The 26,211-nt window shown below is 66.8% G+C and carries 22 protein-coding genes; 19 read left to right on the top strand and 3 right to left on the bottom strand.

Going from position 1 to position 26,211, the window contains the following annotated elements; all coding sequences use genetic code 11:
- Nucleotides 1–4 precede the first annotated feature (4 nt).
- On the bottom strand, nt 5–1,528 hold the full coding sequence (gene ilvA, locus KR541_RS14235) for a threonine ammonia-lyase, biosynthetic (protein WP_050016647.1): 1,524 nt from the start codon (nt 1,526–1,528) through the stop codon (nt 5–7).
- Between the two features lie 597 nt (nt 1,529–2,125).
- Between ilvA and KR541_RS14230 the strand changes: the two genes are divergently transcribed.
- From KR541_RS14230 to KR541_RS14145, 18 genes are all read left to right on the top strand, one after another.
- Nucleotides 2,126–6,151, top strand: a complete 4,026-nt coding sequence (locus KR541_RS14230; RefSeq protein ID WP_204383413.1) for a DUF3683 domain-containing protein — start codon at nt 2,126–2,128, stop codon at nt 6,149–6,151.
- A gap of 86 nt (nt 6,152–6,237) precedes the next feature.
- Nucleotides 6,238–6,681 carry an HIT family protein gene (locus KR541_RS14225; RefSeq protein WP_011546191.1) on the top strand — a complete coding sequence of 148 codons (444 nt, stop codon included), beginning with the start codon at nt 6,238–6,240 and terminating at the stop codon, nt 6,679–6,681.
- A complete protein-coding gene (locus KR541_RS14220; RefSeq protein ID WP_050014701.1) occupies nt 6,678–7,091 on the top strand; it encodes a gamma-butyrobetaine hydroxylase family protein in 414 nt (137 codons plus the stop codon). Before KR541_RS14225 ends, KR541_RS14220 begins: the two co-directional genes overlap by 4 nt.
- 52 nt (nt 7,092–7,143) lie before the next feature.
- The gene (ubiE, locus tag KR541_RS14215) at nt 7,144–7,875 is read left to right on the top strand and encodes a bifunctional demethylmenaquinone methyltransferase/2-methoxy-6-polyprenyl-1,4-benzoquinol methylase UbiE (protein ID WP_006477837.1); all 732 of its coding nucleotides are present in this window, start codon (nt 7,144–7,146) and stop codon (nt 7,873–7,875) included.
- A gap of 41 nt (nt 7,876–7,916) precedes the next feature.
- On the top strand, nt 7,917–8,951 hold the full coding sequence (locus KR541_RS14210) for a Tim44 domain-containing protein (protein WP_050014698.1): 1,035 nt from the start codon (nt 7,917–7,919) through the stop codon (nt 8,949–8,951).
- 163 nt (nt 8,952–9,114) lie between these two features.
- Nucleotides 9,115–9,741 (top strand): ubiquinone biosynthesis accessory factor UbiJ, encoded by a 627-nt coding sequence (locus KR541_RS14205; protein WP_027806086.1) that lies wholly within the window; start codon nt 9,115–9,117, stop codon nt 9,739–9,741.
- Nucleotides 9,742–9,753: 12 nt separating this feature from the next.
- Nucleotides 9,754–11,331 carry a ubiquinone biosynthesis regulatory protein kinase UbiB gene (gene ubiB / locus KR541_RS14200; RefSeq protein ID WP_050014696.1) on the top strand — a complete coding sequence of 526 codons (1,578 nt, stop codon included), beginning with the start codon at nt 9,754–9,756 and terminating at the stop codon, nt 11,329–11,331.
- Between the two features lie 17 nt (nt 11,332–11,348).
- Nucleotides 11,349–11,975 carry a class I SAM-dependent methyltransferase gene (locus KR541_RS14195; protein ID WP_050014695.1) on the top strand — a complete coding sequence of 209 codons (627 nt, stop codon included), beginning with the start codon at nt 11,349–11,351 and terminating at the stop codon, nt 11,973–11,975.
- A 95-nt stretch (nt 11,976–12,070) separates the two neighbouring features.
- Nucleotides 12,071–12,433 carry an FmdB family zinc ribbon protein gene (locus KR541_RS14190; protein ID WP_089488807.1) on the top strand — a complete coding sequence of 121 codons (363 nt, stop codon included), beginning with the start codon at nt 12,071–12,073 and terminating at the stop codon, nt 12,431–12,433.
- 61 nt (nt 12,434–12,494) lie between these two features.
- The gene (locus tag KR541_RS14185) at nt 12,495–13,145 is read left to right on the top strand and encodes a DUF502 domain-containing protein (protein ID WP_006477842.1); all 651 of its coding nucleotides are present in this window, start codon (nt 12,495–12,497) and stop codon (nt 13,143–13,145) included.
- 67 nt (nt 13,146–13,212) lie between these two features.
- Entirely contained in the window at nt 13,213–15,015 is a 1,803-nt protein-coding gene (aspS, locus tag KR541_RS14180) for an aspartate--tRNA ligase (RefSeq protein WP_011657896.1), read from the top strand.
- 159 nt (nt 15,016–15,174) lie between these two features.
- The gene (gene nudB, locus KR541_RS14175) at nt 15,175–15,669 is read left to right on the top strand and encodes a dihydroneopterin triphosphate diphosphatase (protein WP_089488935.1); all 495 of its coding nucleotides are present in this window, start codon (nt 15,175–15,177) and stop codon (nt 15,667–15,669) included.
- A complete protein-coding gene (clsB, locus tag KR541_RS14170) occupies nt 15,666–16,940 on the top strand; it encodes a cardiolipin synthase ClsB (RefSeq protein ID WP_050014688.1) in 1,275 nt (424 codons plus the stop codon). Before nudB ends, clsB begins: the two co-directional genes overlap by 4 nt.
- A 200-nt stretch (nt 16,941–17,140) precedes the next feature.
- Nucleotides 17,141–17,740, top strand: coding sequence for a TetR/AcrR family transcriptional regulator (locus KR541_RS14165; protein WP_050014686.1), 600 nt, complete (start codon nt 17,141–17,143; stop codon nt 17,738–17,740).
- Between the two features lie 56 nt (nt 17,741–17,796).
- Nucleotides 17,797–19,596 carry an acyl-CoA dehydrogenase C-terminal domain-containing protein gene (locus KR541_RS14160; protein ID WP_050014685.1) on the top strand — a complete coding sequence of 600 codons (1,800 nt, stop codon included), beginning with the start codon at nt 17,797–17,799 and terminating at the stop codon, nt 19,594–19,596.
- A 118-nt stretch (nt 19,597–19,714) separates the two neighbouring features.
- On the top strand, nt 19,715–22,150 hold the full coding sequence (locus KR541_RS14155; protein ID WP_050014682.1) for a 3-hydroxyacyl-CoA dehydrogenase/enoyl-CoA hydratase family protein: 2,436 nt from the start codon (nt 19,715–19,717) through the stop codon (nt 22,148–22,150).
- Between the two features lie 22 nt (nt 22,151–22,172).
- The gene (locus KR541_RS14150) at nt 22,173–23,372 is read left to right on the top strand and encodes an acetyl-CoA C-acyltransferase (RefSeq protein ID WP_050014680.1); all 1,200 of its coding nucleotides are present in this window, start codon (nt 22,173–22,175) and stop codon (nt 23,370–23,372) included.
- Nucleotides 23,373–23,464: 92 nt separating this feature from the next.
- Complete coding sequence (locus tag KR541_RS14145; protein ID WP_050014678.1) at nt 23,465–24,232, top strand: enoyl-CoA hydratase; 768 nt, start codon at nt 23,465–23,467, stop codon at nt 24,230–24,232.
- A gap of 51 nt (nt 24,233–24,283) precedes the next feature.
- Here KR541_RS14145 and fdhD read toward each other — a convergent pair whose 3' ends face one another.
- Complete coding sequence (gene fdhD, locus KR541_RS14140) at nt 24,284–25,138, bottom strand: formate dehydrogenase accessory sulfurtransferase FdhD (protein ID WP_089488805.1); 855 nt, start codon at nt 25,136–25,138, stop codon at nt 24,284–24,286.
- A gap of 114 nt (nt 25,139–25,252) precedes the next feature.
- Here fdhD and KR541_RS14135 point away from each other — a divergent pair, with 114 nt between their 5' ends.
- Nucleotides 25,253–25,735, top strand: a complete 483-nt coding sequence (locus KR541_RS14135) for a nitrate reductase associated protein (RefSeq protein WP_216089594.1) — start codon at nt 25,253–25,255, stop codon at nt 25,733–25,735.
- A 48-nt stretch (nt 25,736–25,783) separates the two neighbouring features.
- Here the strand turns inward: KR541_RS14135 and KR541_RS14130 are convergent, their stop codons facing one another.
- Complete coding sequence (locus KR541_RS14130; protein WP_006485741.1) at nt 25,784–26,179, bottom strand: acyl-CoA thioesterase; 396 nt, start codon at nt 26,177–26,179, stop codon at nt 25,784–25,786.
- Between the last annotated feature and the right edge of the window lie 32 nt (nt 26,180–26,211).

Below are 26,211 nucleotides of genomic sequence, written 5' to 3'. Positions count from 1 at the left end.
GCCTTTACGACAGGAAGAGGCGGTAAGCCGGGTTGGCGCTCTCTTCGACATACGGATAGCCGAGCGCCGCGAGGAAGCGTTCGAATTCGGCACGATCGGCCTGCGGCACCTGCAGCCCGACGAGGATCGAGCTGTAGTCCGCGCCCTGGTTGCGGTAGTGGAACAGGCTGATGTTCCAGTCCGGCGCCATCGACGACAGGAACTTCATCAGCGCGCCCGGCCGTTCCGGGAATTCGAAGCGGAACAGGCGCTCGTCGAGCGCGAGCGGCGAGCGGCCGCCGACCATGTAGCGGATGTGTTCCTTCGACAGCTCGTCGTGCGTCAGGTCGACGCTCTTGAAGCCGTGCGACTCGAAGTTCGCGGCGATCTCCGCCGATTCGCCGCGGCGCCTGATCTGCACGCCGACGAAGATGTGCGCGGATTGCGCATCGGCGATCCGGTAGTTGAACTCGGTGACGTTGCGATCGCCGACGAGCGAGCAGAAGCGCTTGAAGCTGCCGCGTTCCTCGGGGATCGTGACCGCGAACACCGCTTCGCGCGCCTCGCCGACCTCCGCGCGCTCGGCGACGAAGCGCATCCGGTCGAAATTCATGTTCGCGCCGGACGTGACCGCGACGAGCGTCTGGTTTTCGATACCTTCGCGTTCCGCGTACAGCTTCGCCCCCGCGACCGCGAGCGCGCCGGACGGCTCGAGCACGCTGCGCGTGTCCTGGAACACGTCCTTGATCGCCGCGCATAGCGCGTCGGTGTTGACCGTCACGACGCCGTCGAGGAATTCGCGGCACAGCCGGAAGGTTTCCTCGCCGACGAGCTTCACCGCGGTGCCGTCCGCGAACAGGCCGACTTCGCTCAGCTCGATGCGCTCGCCCGCGTCCAGCGACTGCGCCATCGCGCACGAATCCTCGGCCTGCACGCCGATCACCTTGATCTCCGGGCGCACCGCCTTCACGTACGCGGCGACGCCGGACGCGAGCCCGCCGCCGCCGATCGGCACGAAGATCGCGTGGATCGGACCCTGGTGCTGACGCAGGATCTCCATCGCGATCGTGCCTTGGCCGGCGATCACGTACGGATCGTCGAACGGGTGGACGAACGTGAGGTCGCGCTCCTGCTGGACCTTGACCGCGTGCGCGTACGCATCGCTGTACGATTCGCCCGCCTGGATCACCTCGACGCTCGGGCCGCCGTGCGCGCGCACCGCGTCGACCTTCACCTGCGGCGTCGTGACCGGGACGACGATCACGGCCTTGACGCCCATCCGGGCCGCCGAGAATGCGACGCCCTGCGCGTGGTTGCCGGCCGACGCCGTAATCACGCCGCGCGCGAGCGCGTCCGTCGGAATGTGCGCCATCTTGTTGTACGCGCCGCGCAGCTTGAACGAGAACACCGGCTGGTTGTCCTCGCGCTTCAGGTAAACGGCGTTGCGCAGCCGGGCCGACAGGTTGCGGGCCGGTTCGAGTTCCGTCTCGATCGCGACGTCGTAGACGCGCGCGGTGAGGATTTTCTTCAGGTAATCGTGGGATGCCATGGGCGCTCGCGTGCAGTGCGGATGCAGACGGTAAAGGGTCAATGATAGCGCCAAGGGTCCGCCCGCACGCAAGCGGCATGCCGGGCGGGCGGCTGCGGGCGGCCGTGTGTGCGTGCAGGCAGCGGATGCGCGCCGCCGGGCGCAGCATTTTGCCGGCGCTCTTTACCGTTTAACCGCATGGTTACCGACCGGACGGACGGCGAATGGTCGGACGAAACCGCGCCGAAGCCCGCCCGGCGCGGCTCGCGGCGATAGCCCCACGACCTGTCCGGCGTGTCACGGGCTGCCCGATCATGGGTTAGAATTCCGTTTTGAATCAAGGATTCGGAAGATGCAGAGGCACCCACGGATCGCACCGTTGAAGCCGACGCCGCGCGCAGCCAGCCCCGCGGCCGAACGGCATGCGCGCCGCGCGCGATCGTGCTGATGGTCCCGAGTGCCGCCAGGCCCTGTCGCCGGCCAGGAGGGGCGAGTCGCCCGCTCCGGCCCCATGAAGGACAGCCGCGCGCCTGGTAACAGAACAGATTTCCCCAAGATTGCGCCCACGCGCTTGCCGACGCCCGTGCACGGGATATCGGCCCTCCGAGTCGTCCGAACATGAACGCACCACAAGTTTTCGATCCGCATGGCGCGGCCGCCGCCGTCGCCGCCGACCCCGCGCCCCGCTTGCGCGAGATTCCCTACAACTACACGTCCTTCTCGGATCGCGAGATCGTGATCCGCCTGCTCGGCGAAGAGGCGTGGGCGGTGCTCGACGAACTGCGCGCCGAGCGCCGCACGGGCCGCTCGGCACGGATGCTGTATGAAGTGCTCGGCGACATCTGGGTCGTGCGCCGCAACCCCTATTTGCAGGACGACCTGCTCGACAACCCGAAACGCCGCGCGCTGCTGATCGAGGCGCTGAACCACCGCCTGACCGAGATCGGCAAGCGCCGCAGCGCCGATCTCACCGCGCACCGCGACGACGCCGGCCGGGAACGCGCGTCGCGCGTCGAGATGCTCGAAACCGCCGCGCAGCGCGCGGTCGACGAATTCGCCGACGAATTCGACAAGATGGCCGAGCTGCGCCGCCGCGCGACCAAGGCGCTCGGCCGCTGCACGCAGAAGGACAACATCCGCTTCGACGGGCTGTCGCGCGTGTCGCACGTGACGGACGCGACCGACTGGCGCGTCGAATACCCGTTCGTCGTGCTGACGCCGGACACCGAAGCCGAGATCGCCGCGCTGATCAAGGCGTGCTTCGAGCTCGGCCTGACCGTGATCCCGCGCGGCGGCGGCACCGGCTACACGGGCGGCGCGGTGCCGCTCACGCCGTTCTCCGCGGTGATCAACACCGAGAAGCTCGAACAGCTCGGCGCGGTCGAACTGACCGAGCTGCCGGGCGTCGCGCACAAGGTGCCGACGATCTTCTCCGGCGCGGGCGTCGTCACGCGCCGCGTGACCGAGGCGGCCGAAGCGGCCGGCTACGTGTTCGCGGTCGATCCGACCTCGCTCGACGCGTCGTGCATCGGCGGCAACGTCGCGATGAACGCGGGCGGCAAGAAGGCCGTGCTGTGGGGCACCGCGCTGGACAACCTCGCGTGGTGGCGAATGGTCGACCCGGACGGCAACTGGCTCGAAGTCACGCGCCACGAGCACAACCAGGGCAAGATCCACGACATCGCGGTCGCGCGCTTCGAGCTGAAGTGGTTCGACGGCGCATACGCGCCCGGCGAGAAGCTGCTCAAGACCGAGATGCTCGAGATCGAGGGTCGCCGGTTCCGCAAGGAAGGGCTCGGCAAGGACGTGACCGACAAGTTCCTCGCCGGCCTGCCGGGCGTGCAGAAGGAAGGCTGCGACGGGCTCATCACGTCCGCGCGCTGGGTGCTGCACAAGATGCCCGCGCATACGCGCACCGTCTGCCTCGAATTCTTCGGCCAGGCGCGCGAGGCGATCCCGAGCATCGTCGAGATCAAGGACTACCTGTTCGAGACGTCGAAGCAGGGCGGCGCGATCCTCGCGGGCCTCGAGCACCTCGACGAGCGCTACCTGCGCGCGGTCGGCTACGCGACCAAGAGCAAGCGCAACGCGTTCCCGAAGATGGTGCTGATCGGCGACATCGTCGGCGACGACGCCGATGCGGTCGCGCAGGCGACGTCCGAAGTGATCCGGATGGCGAACGGCAAGAGCGGCGAAGGCTTCGTCGCGGTCAGCGCGGAGGCGCGCAAGCGCTTCTGGCTCGACCGCAGCCGCACGGCCGCGATCGCGAAGCACACGAACGCGTTCAAGATCAACGAGGACGTCGTGATCCCGCTGAACCGGATGGGCGAGTACACCGACGGCATCGAGCGGATCAACATCGAGCTGTCGCTGAAGAACAAGCTGCAGCTGGTCGACGCGCTCGAGGCGTTCTTCAAGGGCGGCAACCTGCCGCTCGGCAAGACCGACGACGCGAACGAGATCCCGAGCGCCGAGCTGCTGGAAGACCGCGTGCAGCAGGCGCTGGAGCTGCTCAAGCGCGTGCGCGCGCGCTGGGAATTCGTGCGCGACCGGCTCGACCAGCCGCTGCGCGAGGCGCAGCACTACCTGGTGCAGCTCGGCTACGAGGCGCTCGCCGAGAAGTTCGCCGATCGCGCGGACGCGCAACCGGGCGCGACCGTGTTCCACGTCACGCAGGACCGCACGGTCCGCATCTCGTGGAAGCAGGAGATCCGCGCGGAGCTGCGCGCGATCTTCAACGGCGGCGCGTTCAAGCCGATCCTCGACGAAGCGCAGGCGATCCACAAGCGCGTGCTGCGCGGCCGTGTGTTCGTCGCGCTGCACATGCATGCGGGCGACGGCAACGTCCACACCAACATCCCGGTCAACTCCGACAACTACGAGATGCTGCAGGACGCGCACGCGTCGGTGGCCCGCATCATGACGCTGGCGCGTTCGCTCGACGGCGTGATCTCCGGCGAACACGGGATCGGCATCACGAAGCTCGAGTTCCTGACCGACGACGAGATCGCCGAATTCCGCGCGTACAAGCAGCGCGTCGACCCGAACGGCCGTTTCAACAAGGGCAAGCTGCTCGACGGCGCCGATCTGCGCAACGCGTACACGCCCAGCTTCGGGCTGATGGGCTACGAGTCGCTGATCATGCAGCAGTCCGACATCGGCGCGATCGCCGATTCGGTGAAGGACTGCCTGCGCTGCGGCAAGTGCAAGCCGGTGTGCGCGACCCACGTGCCGCGCGCGAACCTGCTGTACAGCCCGCGCAACAAGATCCTCGCGACGTCGCTGCTGGTCGAGGCGTTCCTGTACGAGGAGCAGACGCGCCGCGGCGTGTCGATCAAGCACTGGGACGAGTTCAACGACGTGGCCGACCACTGCACGGTGTGCCACAAGTGCGCGACGCCGTGCCCGGTGAAGATCGACTTCGGCGACGTGACGATGAACATGCGCAACCTGTTGCGCAAGATGGGCAAGAAGAAGTTCAACGCGGGCAACGCGGCGGGGATGTTCTTCCTGAACGCGACCAATCCGCAGACGATCAACCTCGCGCGCGGCGTGATGATGGGGGTGGGCTACAAGGTGCAGCGCTTCGCGAACGACATGCTGAAGAAGGTCGTGACGAAGCAGACGCAGCACCCGCCGGCGACGACGGGCAAGCCGCCGGCGGTCGAGCAGGTGATCCACTTCGTGAACAAGAAGATGCCGGGCAACCTGCCGAAGAAGACGGCGCGGGCGCTGCTGGACATCGAGGACAACAAGATCGTGCCGATCATCCGCAACCCGAAGTCGACGACCGTCGATTCGGAAGCGGTGTTCTACTTCCCGGGCTGCGGCTCCGAACGGCTGTTCTCGCAGGTGGGGCTGGCCACGCAGGCGATGCTGTGGGAAGCGGGCGTGCAGACGGTGCTGCCGCCGGGCTACCTGTGCTGCGGCTATCCGCAGCGCGGCTCGGGGCAGTACGACAAGGCCGAGAAGATCGTCACGGACAACCGCGTGCTGTTCCACCGGGTCGCGAACACGCTGAACTATCTGGACATCAAGACGGTGGTGGTGTCGTGCGGCACGTGCTACGACCAGCTGGCGGGGTATGAATTCGACAAGATCTTCCCGGGGTGCCGGATCATCGACATCCACGAGTTCCTGCTCGAGAAGGGGATGAAGCTCGACGGGGTGACGGGCACGCGCTACATGTATCACGACCCGTGCCATACGCCGATCAAGACGATCGACCCGGTGAAGCTCGTCAACGAGCTGATGGGCGCGGAGAAGGACGGCTACAGGATCGAGAAGAACGATCGCTGCTGCGGGGAGTCGGGCACGCTGGCGGTCACGCGGCCGGACGTGTCGACGCAGGTGCGCTTCCGCAAGGAAGAGGAGATCCGCAAGGGTGCGGCGAAGCTGCGTGCGATTCCGGTGGTGGCGGGCGATGCGCCGGCGCCGGCCGCCGCGGGCGCGAACGGCCCGGACGTGAAGATCCTGACGAGCTGCCCGTCGTGCCTGCAGGGGCTGTCGCGCTACAACGAGGATGCGAACCTCGAGGCCGACTACATCGTGGTCGAAATCGCGCGCCAGGTGCTCGGCGAGAACTGGATGGCCGATTATGTCGCACGGGCGAACCATGGCGGGATCGAGCGCGTGCTGGTCTAATGCGGGCATGACGACCGCCCGGCGGGACTAGGATGAGAGCGGGCGCCGGCGCTGATGTGCCGGCGCCCGTCCACATGGGAGCGACGATGGAATGCGTGTTTTGCCGTGAAGACGGCGGCGAGGTGCTCTGGCAGGACGATGCGCTGCGTGTCGTGCTGGCCACCGGCGAGCACGACTACCCGGGCTTCTGCCGGGTGATCTGGGGTGCGCACGTGGCCGAGTTCTCCGATCTCGGCGAGCCCGAGCGGGCACATCTGATGCGCGTGGTCTACGCGGTCGAGCGGGCCGTGCGGCGCGTGATGCAGCCGAACAAGGTGAATCTCGCGAGCCTCGGCAACATGGTGCCGCACGTGCACTGGCACGTGATTCCGCGCTTTTCCAACGATGCCCATTTCCCGCAGCCCGTGTGGGCGCCGCGCCAGCGCAGCGTGTCCGAGGCGCTGCTGCGCTCGCGCGCGGCGCAGGCCTCGCTGCTGCACAATGCGGTGCGCGAGGAAATTCAACGCATGACCGATTCGAGGCAAGCATGAGCGGTTTGACTTCCACGACGCCGATTCCGTCCGGCGTCGTCGTGCACGCGGTGTCGCGCGTGCTCGAATTGCAGTACCCGAACGGCGAGAGTTACCGGATTCCGTTCGAGCTGATGCGCGTCTATTCGCCGTCGGCCGAGGTGCGCGGCCACGGGCCCGGCCAGGAGACGTTGCAGACCGGCAAGCGCGAAGTGACGATCACCGCGCTCGAGGGCGTCGGCAACTACGCGCTGCAGCCGACGTTCTCCGACGGCCATTCGACCGGCATCTACTCGTGGGACCTGCTGTACGAACTGGCGACGCAGCAGGACGCGCTGTGGCGCGACTATTTCGACAAACTGAAGGCGGCGGGCGTCGAGCGCGACGCGCCGATGCCGGCAGCCGCAGCGCCGCACGGCCACTGCCACTGAAATCGACGGCGCCCGCTCGGCGCCGTCTTGCCATTTACTGAGGATCAACGCGATGAGCAAAACCCACTTCGGCTTCGAAAGCGTCGAGGAAAACGAAAAAGCGAAGAAAGTGGCGGGCGTGTTTCATTCGGTCGCGAGCAACTACGATCTGATGAACGACCTGATGTCGGCGGGCATGCACCGCGCGTGGAAGGCGTTCACGATCGCGCAGGCGAACGTGCGCCCCGGCTTCAAGGTGCTCGACATCGCGGCCGGCACCGGCGACTTGACCAAGTCGTTCGCGAAGGCGGCCGGGCCGACGGGCGAGGTCTGGCATACCGACATCAACGAATCGATGCTGCGCGTCGGCCGCGACCGGCTGCTCGACAAGGGCGTCGTGACGCCGTCGCTGCTGTGCGACGCCGAGAAAATTCCGTTTCCGGACAACTACTTCGACGTGGTCACGGTCGCGTTCGGGCTGCGCAACATGACGCACAAGGATGCCGCGCTCGCCGAGATGCGCCGCGTGACGAAGCCCGGCGGCCGCGTGATGGTGCTGGAATTCTCGAAAGTCTGGGATCCGCTTAAAAAAGCGTACGACCTGTATTCTTTCAAAGTATTACCGTGGCTTGGCGACAAGTTCGCGAAAGATGCTGAAAGTTATCGGTATCTTGCTGAATCTATCCGGATGCACCCCGATCAGGACACGCTGAAGACGATGATGGAACAAGCGGGCCTCGATGCCGTCAAATATTACAATTTGTCAGGTGGCGTGGTAGCTTTACACCTAGGGACCAAGTACTAAGGGGTTCTTTCCCTACATTCGTCTTACATTCGGAGAAGCTGATGTCTGAATCGCGTTCGTTGTTCAACCGTAGCAAGCCGTCGAAGCCGTGGGCTCGACGGGTCGGCACGCTGCTGATGGTCGGCCTGCTCACGGCCGGCACGTTCGCATCGCTCGACGCCGAAGCGAAGCGCATGGGCGGCGGGCGCAGCATCGGCCGCCAGAGCTCCACCGTCACGCAGCGCCAGGCCACGCCGCCCGCGCAGCAGCCGATGCAGCAGGCCGCGCCGTCGCAGGCGCAGCGTACGAACCCGGCCGCGCCCACGCCGGCCGCGCAGCCCAACCGCTCGCGCTGGCTCGGGCCGATCGCCGGTCTCGCGGCCGGTCTCGGCATCGCGGCGCTGCTGTCGCACTTCGGCCTCGGTGGCGCGTTCGCGAGCATGATGGCGAACGTCATCGTGATCGCGTTGCTCGCGATGGTCGGCATCTGGCTGGTCCGCAAGTTCATGAACCGCCGTCGCCCGCAGGAGCCGGCATATTCGGTCGGCGGCGCTTCGTCGTCGTCGGGCGGCTATTCGCAAAGCCCCTCGTTCCAGCAGGGCAACACCGGCGGCAACTACGCGGGCAGCGGCAGCAGCTATGCCAATGAAGCGCAGGGCGTGTTCGGCGGCGGTGCGGCGGCCGCCGGCGCGGCAGGCGCGATGGCGGCTGCGCCGCTTCAAGTGCCGGCCGGCTTCGACACCGAAGCGTTTCTGCGCAGCGCGAAAGTCTATTTCGTGCGCCTGCAGGCCGCGTGGGACCAGGGCAACCTGGCCGACATCCGCGAGTTCACGACGCCCGAAATGTTCGCCGAGATCAAGATCGACCTCGATTCGCGCGGCAACGACGCGAACCAGACCGACGTCGTGCAGCTCGACGCGGAACTGGTCGCGATCGAGGATCGCGGCATCGAGCAGTCGGCGAGCGTGCGCTTCCATGGCCTGATCCGCGAATCGGCGAATACGTCGGCCGCACCGTTCGACGAGGTGTGGAACCTGTCGAAGTCGGGCAGCCAGGGCTGGCTGCTCGCGGGTATCCAGCAGATCAACACGCACTGAGCGTGGCCGGCGGCCCGCGCCGCCGGGCACCCGGGCGACGGCCGCCGCACTGCGACCGCTTGCCGCCCGGGTGTACGGTCAGGCACGGTCTGCCATCGATCCGACGTTACAATAGAAACCCGCGTGGGCGCCCGGCCTGCGCGGGTTTTTTCTTTCCCAGCCGATGACCTTTGCCGCCAAGCCTTTTGCTGCTGCCGTCAATCACCTGCTCGCGCGCGAATCGTGGGCGCGCGACCGCCTGATTCCCTATGCGGGCAAGACTGCCCGGATCGACGTGCCTCCCGTCACGCTCACGCTGCTGGTGCAGCCCGACGGCTATCTGTCGGCTGTCGACGCACACGATGCGCAACAGGTCGACGTGTCGATCGCGCTCGCCGGCGATACGGTCGCCGCGTTCCTGCAGGGCGGCCAGGCCGCCGTGATGAAGCACGTGAAGATCGAGGGCGACGCGGAATTCGCGACGCAGATCGCGAAACTGGCCGAGCATCTGCGCTGGGAACCGGAAGAAGATCTCGCGAAGCTGGTCGGCGACGCGGCGGCGTACCGGATCGCGACGGTCGTGCGCGATGCCGGCGCGCGCGCGCGCCGCACCGGACGCAACGTGCTCGACTCCGTCGCCGAATACTGGCTCGACGAGAACCCGCAAGTCGTCCGGCGTGCGTCGCTCGGCGGCTTCGACGCCGAACTGGCGCGCGCACGCGATGCGCTCGCGCGGGTCGAAAAGCGGGTCGAGCGACTCGAACAAAAAATCGGCGCGCGCACGGGTTCCAGCCCGCGCGGCGCGCACTGAGGGCCGCAGGGCATGCGCATTTTCCGTTTCATCAAGATTGTCTACACCGTCATCCGCTTTGGTCTCGACGAAGTGATGCTGTCCCGGATCGACGACCGGCGCGTGAAGCTGCTGCTGCGGATCACGACGATCGGTCGCCGTTACTCCGATCCGCCCGCCGTGCGGCTGCGCCACGCGCTCGAAAGCCTCGGCCCGATCTTCGTGAAGTTCGGCCAGGTGTTGTCGACGCGCCGCGACCTGCTGTCGGTCGATTTCGCGAACGAACTCGCGAAGCTGCAGGATCAGGTGCCGCCGTTCGATTCGGCCGTCGCGATCGCGATCATCGAGAAGTCGCTCGGCGCGCCGGTCGACGAGCTGTTCGACGAATTCGAGCGCGAGCCGATCGCGAGCGCATCGATCGCGCAGGTGCATTTCGCGAAGCTGAAGCAGGGCGTGCACGCGGGCAAGGCCGTCGCCGTCAAGGTGCTGCGGCCGAACATGCTGCCGGTGATCGATTCCGACCTCGCGCTGATGCGCGACATCGCGACGTGGACCGAACGCATGTGGGCCGACGGCCGGCGCCTGAAGCCGCGCGAGGTCGTCGCCGAATTCGACAAGTACCTGCACGACGAGCTCGACCTGATGCGCGAGGCCGCGAACGGCAGCCAGCTGCGCCGCAACTTCGCGGGCCTCGACCTGCTGCTCGTGCCCGAGATGTTCTGGGATTTCTCGACGTCGCAGGTGCTCGTGATGGAGCGCATGACCGGCGTGCCGATCAGCCAGGTCGAGACACTGCGCTCGGCCGGCGTCGACATCAAGAAGCTCGCGCGCGAAGGCGTCGAGATCTTCTTCACGCAGGTGTTCCGCGACGGTTTCTTCCATGCGGACATGCACCCCGGCAACATCCAGGTGAGCCTCGACCCGAACACGTTCGGCCGCTATATCGCGCTCGATTTCGGGATCGTCGGCGCGCTGTCCGATTTCGACAAGAACTACCTCGCGCAGAACTTCCTCGCGTTCTTCAAGCGCGACTACCACCGCGTCGCGACGCTTCACCTCGAATCGGGCTGGGTGCCGCCCGAGACGCGCGTCGAGGAGCTCGAAAGCGCGATCCGCGCGGTGTGCGAGCCGTATTTCGATCGCGCGCTGAAGGACATCTCGCTCGGCCAGGTGCTGATGCGCCTGTTCTCGACGTCGCGCCGCTTCAACGTCGAGATCCAGCCGCAGCTCGTGCTGCTGCAGAAGACGATGCTGAACGTCGAGGGGCTCGGCCGCTCGCTCGACCCCGAACTCGACCTGTGGAAGACCGCGAAGCCGTATCTCGAGCGCTGGATGACCGAGCAGATCGGCCTGCGCGGCTGGTACGAGCGGTTCAAGGTCGAGGCGCCGCAGTGGAGCAAGACGCTGCCGCAACTGCCGCGCCTGATCCACCATGCGATGGCCGCGCGCCACGACGCGCCGCGCGCCGCGAGCGAGGAGCTGATGCGTCAGGTCCTCGTCGAGCAGAAACGGACGAACCGGCTGCTGCAGGCGTTGCTGATCTTCGGCCTGGCCGTCGGCGTCGGGGCGCTCGTCGCGCGCGTGCTGCTCGCGCTCGCGTACGGCGCCTGACCGAAAGGAGCCACGCGATGTCCGAACCGAAACAGCCGTCCGCGTCGAGCGCCGCCGATTTCGCGACGCGCGACCCCGGCAGCGCGTCGTTCTGGGACGAGCGCTTCGAGCGAGGCGTGACGCCGTGGGAATTCGGCGGTGTGCCGGACGGGTTTCGCGCGTTCGCGCAGCGGCGCGACCCGTGTGCGGTGCTGATCCCGGGCTGCGGCAGTGCGCAGGAGGCCGGATGGCTCGCGCAGGCCGGCTGGCCGGTGCGCGCGATCGATTTCGCCGCGCAGGCGGTCGCTGCGGCGAAGGCGCAGCTCGGTGCGCATGCGGACGTCGTCGAGCAGGCCGATTTTTTCCAGTACCAGCCGCCGTTCGATGTGCAGTGGGTGTACGAGCGCGCGTTCCTGTGCGCGCTGCCGCCGAGCCTGCGCGCGAGCTATGCGGCGCGGATGGCCGAGCTGCTGCCCGCGGGCGGATTGCTGGCCGGTTATTTCTTCGTGGTGGCGAAACCGAAAGGGCCGCCGTTCGGGATCGAGCGAGCCGAACTCGACGCGCTGCTCGCGCCGCACTTCGAGCTGATCGAGGATCTGCCCGTGACCGATTCGCTGGCCGTGTTCGACGGGCACGAGCGCTGGCTCACGTGGCGTCGCCGCTGATGCGCGCGCGTCGCGGCCGTTGCCGGAGCGGGCCGGGGTTTCGGCTATAATTCAAGGTTTTGCAAGCCGTTTCCAGTTTCTGCGGGAAAAATATCATGCCGATCTACGCCTATCGATGCGAAGCGTGCGGTTTCGCGAAGGACGTGCTCCAGAAGATGAGCGACGCGCCGCTGTCGCAATGCCCTGAATGCGGGAAGGATGCTTTTCGCAAACAGGTGACTGCCGCCGGTTTCCAGCTGAAGGGCTCGGGGTGGTATGTCACCGATTTTCGCGGCGGCTCGGGCGGCGCCAGCGCACCGGCGACCGCGTCGGGCGACGCGGCGCCGGCGGCACCCGCGGCGGAAGCCGCACCGGCCGCGGCCGCGCCGGCTGCGACGAGCAGTTCGGGCAGTGCGGGCAGCACCACGACGACGAGCGCCGCGCCGGCACCGGCTGCGGCGCCCGCCGCCGGCACTTGATCGTCGCGGCCCGGCCGGGTCGCGACCAACCCGCGCTTCCGGCGCGGTTCATTGACGGCAGATGATGAAAAAGACGACCCTGAAAACGGTGTTCCTGACCGGCTTGCTGGTTCTCGTCCCGCTCGCGATCACGCTGTGGGTGCTCGGCCTCATCATCGGCACGATGGACCAGACGCTGCTCCTGCTGCCCGAATCGTGGCAGCCCGAGCGGATGCTCGGCTTCCATCTGCCGGGGATCGGCGCGGTGCTGACGCTCGCGTTCATCTTCGTCGTCGGACTGGCCACGCAGAACTTCATCGGCCAGAAGCTCGTCACGTGGTGGAACGCGGTCGTGCGTCACATCCCGGTCGTCGGGCCGATCTACACGAGCGTCAAGCAGGTATCGGACACGCTGCTGTCGAGTAGCGGCAACGCATTCCGCAAGGCGCTGCTGATCGAATACCCGCGCCGCGGCTCGTATACGATCGCGTTTCTGACCGGCACGCCCGGCGGCGACGTGGTCAACCATCTGACGGAAGAGTACGTGAGCGTGTACGTGCCCACGACGCCGAACCCGACGTCGGGCTTCTTCCTGATGTTGCCGAAGAGCGAAGTCATCGAACTCGACATGTCGGTCGATGCCGCGCTCAAGTACATCGTCTCGATGGGCGTCGTGGCGCCTTCGGCGCCGGCTCCGGCGCCCGCCCGTCGTCCCGTCGAGCCGCCGCTGTAAGTAAAGAATCATCGCCCGGGCCGCGCGTTGCGGCGCCCGTTGATCAAACCGAACGAAAGCAAACATCATGTCGATGCGTACTGAATACTGCGGTCTCGTGACCGAACACCTGCTGGGCCAAACCGTGTCGCTGTGCGGCTGGGTGCAGCGCCGCCGCGATCACGGCGGTGTGATCTTCATCGACCTGCGCGATCGTGAAGGCCTCGTGCAGGTGGTGTGCGACCCGGATCGCGCGGAAATGTTCGCGACCGCCGAAGGCGTGCGCAACGAGTTCTGCGTGCAGATCAAGGGCCTCGTGCGCAACCGTCCGGAAGGCACGGTCAACGCCGGCCTGAAGAGCGGCAAGATCGAAGTGCTGTGCCACGAACTGAACGTGCTGAACGCGTCGGTCACGCCGCCGTTCCAGCTCGACGACGACAACCTGTCGGAAACGACGCGCCTCACGCACCGCGTGCTCGACCTGCGCCGCCCGCAGATGCAGCACAACCTGCGCCTGCGCTACCGCGTCGCGATCGAGGCGCGCAAGTATCTCGACGAGCAGGGCTTCATCGACATCGAAACACCGATGCTGACGAAGAGCACGCCGGAAGGCGCGCGCGACTACCTCGTGCCGTCGCGCGTGAACGCCGGCCAGTTCTTCGCGCTGCCGCAGTCGCCGCAGCTGTTCAAGCAGCTGCTGATGGTCGCGAACTTCGACCGTTACTACCAGATCACCAAGTGCTTCCGCGACGAGGATCTCCGCGCCGACCGTCAGCCGGAATTCACGCAGATCGACTGCGAAACGTCGTTCCTCGGCGAGCAGGAAATCCGCGATCTGTTCGAAGACATGATCCGTCACATCTTCAAGACGACGATCGACGTCGAACTCGACGCGACATTCCCGGTGATGCCGTACTCGGAAGCGATGGCGCGTTTCGGTTCGGACAAGCCGGACCTGCGCGTGCAGCTCGAATTCACCGAGCTGACCGACGCGATGAAGGACGTCGATTTCAAGGTATTCAGCACGCCGGCCAACGCGAAGGACGGCCGCGTCGCGGCGCTGCGCGTGCCGAAGGGCGGCGAGCTGTCGCGCGGCGACATCGACGGCTACACGGAATTCGTGCGCATCTACGGCGCGAAGGGCCTCGCCTGGATCAAGGTCAACGAGAAGGCGAAGGGCCGCGACGGCCTGCAAAGCCCGATCGTGAAGAACCTGCACGACGCGTCGATCGCGGCGATCCTCGAGCGTACCGGCGCTGAAGACGGCGACATCATCTTCTTCGCGGCCGATCGCGCGAAGGTCGTCAACGACAGCCTCGGCGCGCTGCGCTTGAAGATCGGCCATTCGGAATTCGGCAAGGCGAACGGCCTCGTCCAGGCCGGCTGGAAGCCGCTGTGGGTCGTCGACTTCCCGATGTTCGAATACGACGACGAAGACGCGCGCTACGTCGCCGCGCACCACCCGTTCACGAGCCCGAAGGACGAGCACCTCGAGTATCTCGAGACCGACCCGGGCCGCTGCCTCGCGAAGGCGTACGACATGGTGCTGAACGGCTGGGAAATCGGCGGCGGCTCGGTGCGTATCCACCGCGAGGAAGTGCAGAGCAAGGTGTTCCGCGCACTGAAGATCGGCGCGGAAGAGGCGCAACTGAAGTTCGGCTTCCTGCTGGACGCGCTGCAGTACGGCGCGCCGCCGCACGGCGGTATCGCATTCGGTCTCGACCGCATCGTCACGATGATGGCCGGCGCCGATTCGATCCGCGACGTGATCGCATTCCCGAAGACCCAGCGTGCGCAGGATCTGCTCACGCAGGCGCCGAGCCCGGTCGACGAGCGTCAGCTGCGCGAGCTGCACATCCGTCTGCGTCAGCCGGAGCAGCCGAAGGCGTAACGCGTTTTCGCACCCGGTCGTGCGCGCGGCGACGCGCGCGCGACATCCAACGAAAAGGCGCCGTGGTGCGCCTTTTTCGTTTTTTGCGGTACAGTCGCAGCACTTGCCGCACGTTCGGGCACAGGCCCCGCGCACGGCCCTGTGCCGCATGAAACCAAGATGACGAAGCCGCCGAAAATCCCCGAATCCGTTCTCGTCGTGATCTACACGCCCGAACTCGACGTGCTCGTGATCAAGCGTGCCGACCAGCCCGATTTCTGGCAATCGGTCACCGGCTCGAAGGACGCGCTCGACGAGCCGCTCACGCTCACCGCCGCACGCGAAGTGGCCGAGGAAACCGGCATCGCGGTCGGCACGCCGGACGTGCCGGCCACCGCGCTCGTCGACTGGCATCACCGGATCGAATACACGATCTATCCGCAATACCTGCATCGCTATGCGCCGGGCGTCACGCGCAACGTCGAGCACTGGTTCGGCCTGTGCGTGCCGCATCGCGTCGACGTGACGCTGTCGCCGCGCGAGCATGTCGACCATGCGTGGCTGCCGTTCCGCGAGGCGGCCGCGCGCTGCTTCTCGCCGTCGAACGCCGAGGCGATCCTGCAATTGCCCGCGCGCGTGGCCCTCATGCGTGCGCCGCACGGTTCGTCCGCATGAATGCGGAGACCCGCAAGCGCTTCGCGCAATTGCGGCAGATGTTCCTGCAGGAGCGCGGCTCCGCGTCGCGGCTCGCGTTTACGGCCGGCAACACCGTGCGGCTGTGCGAAACCGGCGGTGAATTCTTCCACGCGCTGATCGATCGGATCGACGCCGCCCGCGAGCAGGTGATGCTCGAAACCTACATCTTCTGCGACGACGAGGCCGGCCGCCCGGTGTCGGACGCGCTGATCCGCGCGGCGCAGCGCGGCGTGCGCGTGCGCGTGATCACCGACGGCATCGGCACCGCCCGCCTGCCGCTGTTCGACACATGGGCCGAGGCCGGCGTCGAGCACTGCATCTACAACCGCTTCCTGTTCGGCCGCTTCGGCTTCTCGCGCACGCACCGCAAGCTCGCGGTGATCGATCACGCGGTCGCGTTCTGCGGCGGCATCAACATCGTCGACGACTACACGCAGGGCAGCGCGACGCTGCCGTTCCCGCGCTGGGATTTCGCGGTCGAGATGGCCGGGCCCGCGGTGTCCGACGTGCGCGCCGCGTTCGAGCTGCAGTGGCACCGGATCCGGTTCGGCCACAAGCCGTATGCGCAGTACGCGGCCGGGCTGCATGGCGGCGAAGCGTTCCCGGACATGTTCCGGCGCTGGATGCGCAGCCACCGGTGGATCAAGGCCGGCGCGCTCCGGGTCGTGACCGAGCCGAGCGTCGCGTTCGTCGCGCGCGACAACGTCGTGAATCGCCGTGCGATCGAGAAAGCCTACCTCGCGGCGATCGGCCAGGCGCGCCAGCGGATCCTGCTCGCGAATCCGTACTTCATGCCGGGCCGCAAGCTGCGCCGCGCGCTGACGGGCGCGGCCCGCCGCGGCGTCGACGTGCAGGTGCTGATCGGCCGCAAGGAATTCACGGCGCTCGATACGGCCGTACCGTTCCTGTATCACGCGCTGTTGCGCGCAGGCGTGCGCGTCGCCGAATACGACAAGACGATCCTGCACGGCAAGGTCGCCGTGATCGACGACAACTGGGCGACGGTCGGCTCGTCGAATCTGGACGCGCTGAGCCTGATGCTGAACAATGAAGCGAACGTCGTGCTGGTGCGCTACGATGCAGTGACGAACCAGTTGCGCGACGCGATCGCCACCGCGTTCGCCGAAGGCCGGGAAATCGACGCCGCGCACTACGCCGCGCGCCCGCGCGTCGAGCGGCTGCTGAACTGGCTGGCGTACAACACGTACCGCCTCGTGATGAAGGCGCTGACGGTCGGCGGTTACGACTGACGCAGACTAAGTATTCGCTTCAAAAAATCTGTCCGCACGTTCGTGCGGAAAAGCCGCTCCGGTCCCGCCGGAATCGCGCAAAATAGCGGCTCGGTTAGACACCGGTTTCTAATAATTTCCTTGTTTCGCGAGCGGCCGCACTCAATAATAGTACGGCCGTTCGATTTTATTCGAACCCCCGAACGGTTACAGAAATAGCTATGCGAAAAGGCGAACAGACGCGTGCCGCGATACTCGAAGCTGCTTTGGACCTCGCCAGCCGTGACGGGCTGGAGGGGCTGACGATCGGCCTGCTGGCCGAGCGCATGCAGATGAGCAAGAGCGGCGTGTTCGCGCACTTCGGATCGCGCGAAGACCTTCAGGTGGAGGTCGTCCGCGAGTACCACCATCGTTTCGAGAACGAGGTGTTCTTTCCGAGCCTGCGCGAGTCGCGCGGTCTGCCGCGTCTTCGGGCGATGCTGGCGCGCTGGATCGAGAAGCGCATCCAGGAGGTGACGACCGGGTGCATCTACATCAGCGGCGCAGTGGAGTACGACGACCGGCCGGACAGCCCCGTGCGCGAGCAGTTGATCGCGAGCGTGACCGCCTGGCGTGCCGCGTTGCTGCGCGCCATTTCGCAGGCGATGGAAGAAGGGCATCTGCGCGCGGATACGGATCCGGACCTGATGCTCTTCGAGTTGTACAGCTTCACGCTCGGCCTGCATCACGACGCACGCTTCCTGCATTCGCCGGACGCCGTGCGCCTTACGTGGGCCGCGCTGGAAAAGACGATTGTTTCGTATCAGAGCGAGAGCCGTTAGCGGCGCGTGACCCGCCCGCCAGGAGCTCGAGCCGTTGCCCACCTTTGGAGAGAGTCATGGGACAGTACGCCGCGCCGCTGCGCGACATGCAATTCGTGTTGCACGAGCTTCTGAACGTCGAAGCCGAAGTCAAGCAAATGCCCAAGCATGCGGACCTCGACGCCGACACGATCAACCAGGTCCTCGAGGAAGCGGGCAAGTTCTGCTCCGAGGTACTGTTCCCGCTGAACCAGGTCGGCGACCGCGAAGGCTGCACGTATGAAGGCGACGGCGTCGTGAAAACCCCGACCGGCTTCAAGGAAGCGTATCGGCAGTACGTCGAGGCCGGCTGGCCGGCGCTCGGCTGCGATCCGGACTACGGCGGCCAGGGGCTGCCCGCGTTCGTGAACAACGCGCTCTACGAAATGCTGAACTCGGCGAACCAGGCATGGACGATGTATCCGGGCCTGTCGCACGGCGCGTACGAATGCCTGCACGCGCACGGCGCGCCGGAACTGCAGCAGCAATACCTGCCGAAGCTCGTGTCGGGCGAATGGACGGGCACGATGTGCCTGACCGAGCCGCACTGCGGCACCGACCTCGGCATCCTGCGCACCAAGGCCGAACCGAACGGCGACGGCTCGTACTCGATCAGTGGCACGAAGATCTTCATCTCGAGCGGCGAGCACGACATGTCGAAGAACATCGTCCACCTCGTGCTCGCGCGCCTGCCGGACGCGCCGCAAGGCACGAAGGGGATCTCGCTGTTCATCGTGCCGAAGTTCATTCCGGACGCGTCGGGCGAGCCGGGCGAGCGCAACGGCATCAAGTGCGGGTCGATCGAACACAAGATGGGCATCCACGGCAACTCGACGTGCGTGATGAACCTCGACGGCGCGAAGGGCTGGATGGTCGGCGAGCCGAACAAGGGCTTGAACGCGATGTTCGTGATGATGAATGCCGCGCGCCTCGGCGTCGGCATGCAGGGCCTCGGCCTCACGGAAGTCGCGTACCAGAACTCGCTGACGTACGCGAAGGAACGCCTGCAGATGCGTTCGCTCACGGGCCCGAAGGCACCGGACAAGCCGGCCGATCCGATCATCGTGCACCCGGACGTGCGCCGCATGCTGCTCACGCAGAAGGCGTACGCGGAAGGCGCGCGTGCATTCACGTACTGGTCCGCGCTGCAGATCGACAAGGAACTGTCGCACGCCGACGAAGCCGTGCGCAAGGAAGCAGCCGACCTCGTCGCGCTGCTCACGCCGATCATCAAGGCGTTCCTGACCGACAACGCGTTCGAGTGCACGAACCACGCGATGCAGATCTACGGCGGCCACGGCTTCATCTCCGAATGGGGCATGGAGCAGTACGTGCGCGACGCACGGATCAACATGATCTACGAAGGCACGAACTCGATCCAGTCGCTCGACCTGCTGGGACGCAAGGTGCTCGGCGACATGGGCGCGAAGCTGAAGAAGTTCGGCAAGCTCGTGACCGAATTCGCGGAAGCCGAAGGCGTGAAGCCCGAGATGGCCGAGTTCATCAACCCGCTCGCCGACATCGGCGACAAGGTACAGAAGCTGACGATGGAAATCGGCATGAAGGCGATGCAGAACCCGGACGAAGTCGGCGCGGCCGCCGTGCCGTACCTGCGTACCGTCGGCCATCTGGTGTTCTCGTACTTCTGGGCGCGCATGGCGCGTCTCGCGCTCGACAAGGAAGCGTCGGGCGACCGTAGCGGAGACCCGTTCTACAAGTCGAAGCTCGCGACGGCCCGCTTCTACTTCGCGCGCCTCCTGCCCGAGACGGCGGCGACGATCCGCGCCGCGCGCGCCGGTTCGAAGACGATGATGGAAGTCGACGAATCGCTGTTCTGACGCGAGTCCGGGCGGTGCGCGCCGCGCGCCGCGCCGCCCGAACGCAACGGTTCCTGGTACTCACTTCGCCGTGCAGCCCTCACATTCCGCGCTGCACGACACTATCCGGAGACATCCCGTGAGCAATTTCCTGATTCGCAAGGTCGCCGTGCTGGGCGCCGGCGTGATGGGCGCGCAGATCGCCGCGCACCTCGTCAACGCGCGCGTGCCGGTGCTGCTGTTCGACCTGCCGGCCAAGGAAGGCCCGAAAAACGCGATCGCGCTGAAGGCGATCGAGAACCTGAAGAAGCTGTCGCCCGCGCCGTTCGGCGTGAAGGACGACGCGAAATACCTCGAAGCGGCGAACTACGAAGACGACATCGCGAAGCTCGCCGAATGCGACGTCGTGATCGAGGCGATCGCCGAGCGGATGGACTGGAAGCACGACCTGTACAAGAAGGTCGCACCGCACATCGCGCCGAACGCGATCTTCGCGACCAACACGTCGGGCCTGTCGATCACGAAGCTGTCCGAAGGATTCTCGGACGAGCTGAAGGCGCGCTTCTGCGGCGTGCACTTCTTCAACCCGCCGCGCTACATGCACCTCGTCGAGCTGATCCCGACCGCGCATACGCGCCCGGAGATCCTCGACCAGCTCGAAACCTTCCTGACGAGCGTCGTCGGCAAGGGCGTCGTGCGCGCGAAGGACACGCCGAACTTCATCGCGAACCGCGTCGGCATCTTCTCGATCCTCGCGGTGATCACCGAGGCCGCGAAGTTCGGCCTGCGTTTCGACGAAGTCGACGACCTGACGGGCAGCCGCCTCGGCCGCGCGAAGTCGGCGACGTTCCGCACCGCGGACGTGGTCGGCCTCGACACGATGGCGCACGTGATCAAGACGATGCAGGACAACCTCGCCGACGATCCGTTCTTCCCGGTCTACCAGACGCCTGCCGTGCTCGCCGAACTGGTGAAGCAGGGCGCGCTCGGCCAGAAGACGGGCGGCGGGTTCTACAAGAAGGAAGGCAAGGCGATCAAGGTGCTCGACGCGAAGACGGGCAGCTACGTCGATTCGGGCGCGAAGGCGGACGAAACCGTCGGCCGCATCCTGAAGCGCCCGCCGGCGGAACGCCTGAAGCTGCTGCGCGAGACGGATCATCCGCATGCGCAGTTCCTGTGGTCGATCTTCCGCGACGTGTTCCACTACATCGGCGTGCATCTCGAGTCGATCGCCGACAACGCGCGCGACGTCGACCTCGCGATCCGCTGGGGCTTCGGCTGGAACGAAGGCCCGTTCGAAGGCTGGCAGGCTGCCGGCTGGAAGCAGGTCGCCGAGTGGGTGCAGGAAGACATCGCGGCCGGCAAGGCGCTCGCGAACGTGCCGCTGCCGTCGTGGGTGCTCGAAGGCCCGGTCGCCGAGCAGGGCGGCGTGCACACGGCCGAAGGCTCGTGGGCGCCGGCATCGAAGCGCTTCGTGCCGCGTTCGGACCTGGCCGTGTACCGCAAGCAGGTGTTCCGCGCGCCGCTGCTGGGCGAAGCCGGCGCCGATCCGAAGACGTACGGCAAGACGCTGTTCGAGACCGACGCGGTGCGCGCGTGGGTCGACGACCGTGCCGGTGAGGACGACGTCGTGATCGTGTCGTTCAAGTCGAAGATGAACACGATCGGACCGAGCGTGATCGACGGCCTCGTGCAGGCGATCGAACTCGCGGAGCAGGACTACAAGGGCGTGGTGATCTGGCAGCCGACGTCGCTGAAGCTCGGCACGCCGGGCGGCCCGTTCTCGGCCGGCGCGAACCTCGAAGAGGCGATGCCCGCGTTCATGATGGGCGGCGCGAAGGGCATCGAGCCGTTCGTGAAGAAGTTCCAGGAAGGCATGCTGCGCGTGAAGTACGCGAACGTGCCGGTCGTCGCGGCCGTGTCGGGCATCGCGCTCGGCGGCGGGTGCGAACTGATGCTGCACAGCGCGAAGCGCGTCGTGCACGTCGAGAGCTACATCGGTCTCGTCGAAGTGGGCGTCGGCCTCGTGCCGGCCGGCGGCGGCCTGAAGGAAGCGGCGCTGCGCGCAGCGGACGCCGCGGCGGCCGCGAACGCGACCACCGACATCCTGAAGTTCGTCACGAAGTCGTTCGAGAACGCGGCGATGGCGAAGGTGTCGGCGTCCGCGCACGACGCGCGTGCGATGGGCTACGTGAAGCCGTCCGACACGATCGTGTTCAACGTGTTCGAACTGCTCGACACCGCGAAGAAGGAAGCGCGTGCGCTGGCCGACACCGGCTACCGCGCACCGCTGCGCGCGAAGGACGTGCCGGTTGCGGGCCGTTCGGCGATCGCGACGATCAAGGCATCGCTCGTCAACATGCGTGACGGCCGCTTCATCAGCGACCACGACTACCTGATCGCGAGCCGCATCGCCGAAGCCGTGTGCGGCGGCGACGTCGAAGCCGGCAGCCTCGTCGACGAGGAATGGCTGCTTGCGCTCGAGCGCCGCGCGTTCGTCGAGCTGCTCGGCACGCAGAAGACGCAGGAACGGATCATGGGCATGTTGCAGACCGGCAAGCCGGTGCGTAACTGAGCGAGCAGACAAGGAGTCTGAAATGAGCAAACAACTGCAAGACGCATACATCGTCGCCGCCAGCCGCACCCCGATCGGCAAGGCCCCGCGCGGTGTCTTCAAGAACACGCGCCCCGACGAGCTGCTGGTTCACGCGATCAGGTCGGCGGTCGCGCAGGTGCCCGGTCTCGACACGAAGGTGATCGAGGACGCGATCATCGGCTGCGCGATTCCGGAAGCCGAGCAGGGGCTGAACGTCGCGCGCATGGGCGCGCTGCTCGCGGGCCTGCCGCAGACGGTCGGCGGCGTGACGGTCAACCGCTTCTGCGCGTCGGGCATCACCGCGCTCGCGATGGCGGCCGACCGCATCCGCGTCGGCGAATCGGACGCGATCTTCGCGGGCGGCTGCGAATCGATGAGCATGGTGCCGATGATGGGCAACAAGCCGTCGATGTCGCCGCACATCTTCGATCGCAGCGAAGACTTCGGCATCGCGTACGGGATGGGCCTGACGGCCGAGCGCGTCGCCGAACAGTGGAAGGTGAGCCGCGACGACCAGGACGCGTTCTCGGTCGAATCGCACCGCAAGGCGCTCGCCGCGCAGCAGGCCGGCGAATTCGGCGACGAAATCGCTGCGTACACGCTCACCGAGCGGTTCCCGAACCTCGCGACCGGCGAAGTCGACGTGAAGACGCGCGAGATCAAGCTCGACGAAGGTCCGCGCGCGGATACGTCGCTCGAAGGCCTCGCGAAGCTGCGCACGGTATTCGCGAACAAGGGCTCGGTCACGGCCGGCAACAGCTCGCAGACGTCGGACGGTGCGGGCGCGCTGCTCGTCGTGTCGGAGAAGGTGCTGAAGGAGTTCAACCTGACGCCGCTCGCGCGCTTCGTGAGCTTCGCGGTGCGCGGCGTGCCGCCGGAAATCATGGGGATCGGCCCGAAGGAAGCGATTCCGGCTGCGCTGAAGGCCGCCGGCCTGAAGCAGGACGATCTCGACTGGATCGAGCTGAACGAGGCGTTCGCCGCGCAGTCGCTGGCGGTGATGCGCGATCTCGGCCTCGATCCGTCGAAGGTCAACCCGATGGGCGGCGCGATCGCACTGGGCCACCCGCTCGGCGCGACCGGCGCGATCCGCGCGGCGACCGTCGTGCACGGCCTGCGCCGCCGCAACCTGAAGTACGGGATGGTCACGATGTGCGTCGGCACCGGCATGGGCGCCGCGGGCATCATCGAACGCCTGTAAGCAGGACGCGACGACAAGCGACGACGGTGCGCGGGCCACGAGCTCGCGCACCGTTTTTTTCATTCCGGTAGAGACAGTCAAAGGAGACGGTTGTGGCCGACATTCAAGTGGAACGCGCCGACGGCGTGATGACGATCACGATCGCGCGCCCGGCGAAGAAGAACGCGCTGACGGCGGCGATGTACCAGACGATGGCCGATGCGCTCGCCGACGCGCAGGAAGACAAGGCGACGCGCGTGATCCTGCTGCGCGGCAGCGACGGTAATTTCAGCGCGGGCAACGATCTCGAGGATTTCCTGAAGTCGCCGCCGAAGGACGACACCGCATCGGTGTTCCAGTTTCTGGCGCGGATCAGCAGCGCGAGCAAGCCGGTCGTGGCGGCGGTGCCCGGCATCGCGGTTGGGGTCGGCGTGACGATGCTGCTGCACTGCGATCTGGTTTATGCGGCCGACACCGCGACGTTCTCGCTGCCGTTCGTGCAGCTCGGGCTGTGCCCGGAAGCCGCGTCCAGCGCACTGCTGCCGCGCCTGGCCGGCCATCAGGTCGCCGCCGAGAAGCTGCTGCTGGGCGAGGCGTTCGACGCGCTGGAAGCGCACCGGATCGGTATCGTCAACCGCGTGCTGCCGGCGGCCGAGCTCGACGCGTTCGCGGCGAAGCAGGCGGCGAAGCTGGCGGCGCTGCCGGCGGCATCGCTGCGTGTGACGAAGGCGCTGCTCAAGGAGACGGGCGGCGTGGCGACGCCCGCGCGGATGGCCGAGGAAGCGCGCCATTTCGCCGAGATGCTGCGCGCGCCGGAGGCCCGCGAGGCGATGACGGCGTTCTTCGAGAAGCGCAAGCCGGATTTCCGTCAGTTCGACTGACGGAACGGGTCGCGCCGGCGGTGGCTCGCCGGTGCGCGGTTGGGAGAGCGATCAGGCCGTGCCGTAGTCGACGTGGCCCGTTTCGCGGCAGAAGCTGACGAGCCGCAAGCCGGCCGCCTTCGCGATTTCGATCGCGAGCGACGACGGCGCGGAGATGGTCGCGACCAGCGGGATGCCGACCCGCGCGGCCTTGCGCACGAGCTCGTAGCTCGCGCGGCTCGACAGGAACACGAAGCCGTCGGTGGTATCGGCGCGCGCCAGCACGAGCGAGCCGATCAGCTTGTCGAGCGCGTTGTGGCGGCCGACGTCCTCGAATGCCGTGCGGATCGCGCCTGTTGCATCGCACCACGCGGCCGCATGCAGGCCGCCGGTCAGTTTCGTCAGCGCCTGATGCGACGGTAACGCATGCGCGGCGCGCGCCAGCGCGTCGGGCGCGAGGCGCGCGAGAAAACCGGTATCGGGCACGCGTTCGGGCGCGAGGTCGAGCAGGTCGATGCTCTCGATGCCGCAGACGCCGCAGCCCGTGCGCCCCGCGAGCGCGCGGCGCCGGTCCTTCAGCGCGGCGAACGCCTGCTGGACGACTTCCAGATGAACTTCCGCATGCGGCAGCGGCGCGTCGGCGTGCAGGATCACCTCGATGTCCTTGATGTCGCTGCCGCGCGCGACGATCCCTTCCGAGATCGCGAAGCCGACCGCGAACGCTTCGAGCTCGCATGGCGTGCACATCATCACCGCGTGCGAGATGCCGTTGAAGACGAGTGCGACCGGCCATTCCTGGCCGACGAAGTCGTGCGCGGGTTCGACCGCGCCGCCGCGCGTGCGGCTCACGGGCAGCTCGATCGCGCCGCGCGGTTCGTCGCGCAACGCGTCGCGCAGTTCGTCTGATTGGGTCGGATTCACGAGCACTCCCGTTGATTCGAGGCACGGCCGGCGACGATCGTGCCGCCGGCCGCGCGCAGAGGTTCTAAAATACCCCAGGCAAGCCGGCCGCGCCGGCATCCGCCACGTCAGGTAACGACCATGGGACTCAGCGACGCTCCGTTGCTCTTCAACTTCGAACACGATTCGTCGGAAAACTTCACGTACATCCCGATGATCGTGCGTTTCAATCTCGACCGCTTCGGCCTGCGGATTTCGCTCGACCAGTGGCAACTGCTGCCGCTCGAGGACCGCAAGCTGCTCGCGCGCTTTCCGGCCGACGACGACACCGCGATCGAGCCCAACTTCGATCACGCGCTGTTCGAAATGCTGCGCACGCACGCCGATCTGGAGCCGTCATGGTTCCAGCCGGACGAGCAGCCGGCCTGGCGCGCCGTCGACGCGGTACCGGAGTCGCTGGTACAGCAGAGCGCGCTGGCCGGGCTGCCGGCACCCGCGCTCGCGCACTGGCAGCGGCTCGCGCCGTTCCAGCGCTACGTGCTGGTCAAGCTGTCGCGCAAGCCGACGCTGAATCACGATTTCGTGCCCGCGATGCGGGAGTTCGGGCTGACGGCCACGCACTGACGGCCACGCACTGACGGCCGCCTGCCGCACCGCGGCGCTTGCCCGCCGTCAGAGCGGCGGCAGTTGCCGCGGCTTGCGGTCAGGGCCGGTCGCGACGTAGGTGAGCGTCGCTTCGGTGACTTTCACGACTTCGCCCATCAGGCGCATGCGCTGCGCGTACACCTCGACGTCGACCGTGATCGACGTGTTGCCGGTGCGCATGATGGTGGCGTAGAAGCTCAGCAGATCGCCGACGAATACCGGCTGCTTGAACACGAACGAATTGACCGCGACCGTCGCGACGCGGCCGTTCGCGCGCTGGCTCGCGGGAATCGAGCCGGCGATGTCGACCTGCGACATGATCCAGCCGCCGAACACGTCGCCGTGAACGTTCGCATCGTGCGGTTGCGGGACGACGCGCAGCGCGGGCTGCTTCTGCGGGAGTTCGAGGGTCGAATCGGTCATGGCGGGGGCTTTCATCCTGTAATAAACGAGCC

Origin of the sequence: Burkholderia sola (assembly GCF_905400185.1) — a bacterium.
Lineage (GTDB): Bacteria > Pseudomonadota > Gammaproteobacteria > Burkholderiales > Burkholderiaceae > Burkholderia > Burkholderia sola.
The sequence above is the reverse complement of the archived record's forward strand: the minus strand, read 5'-3'. Positions and strand labels throughout refer to the sequence as shown.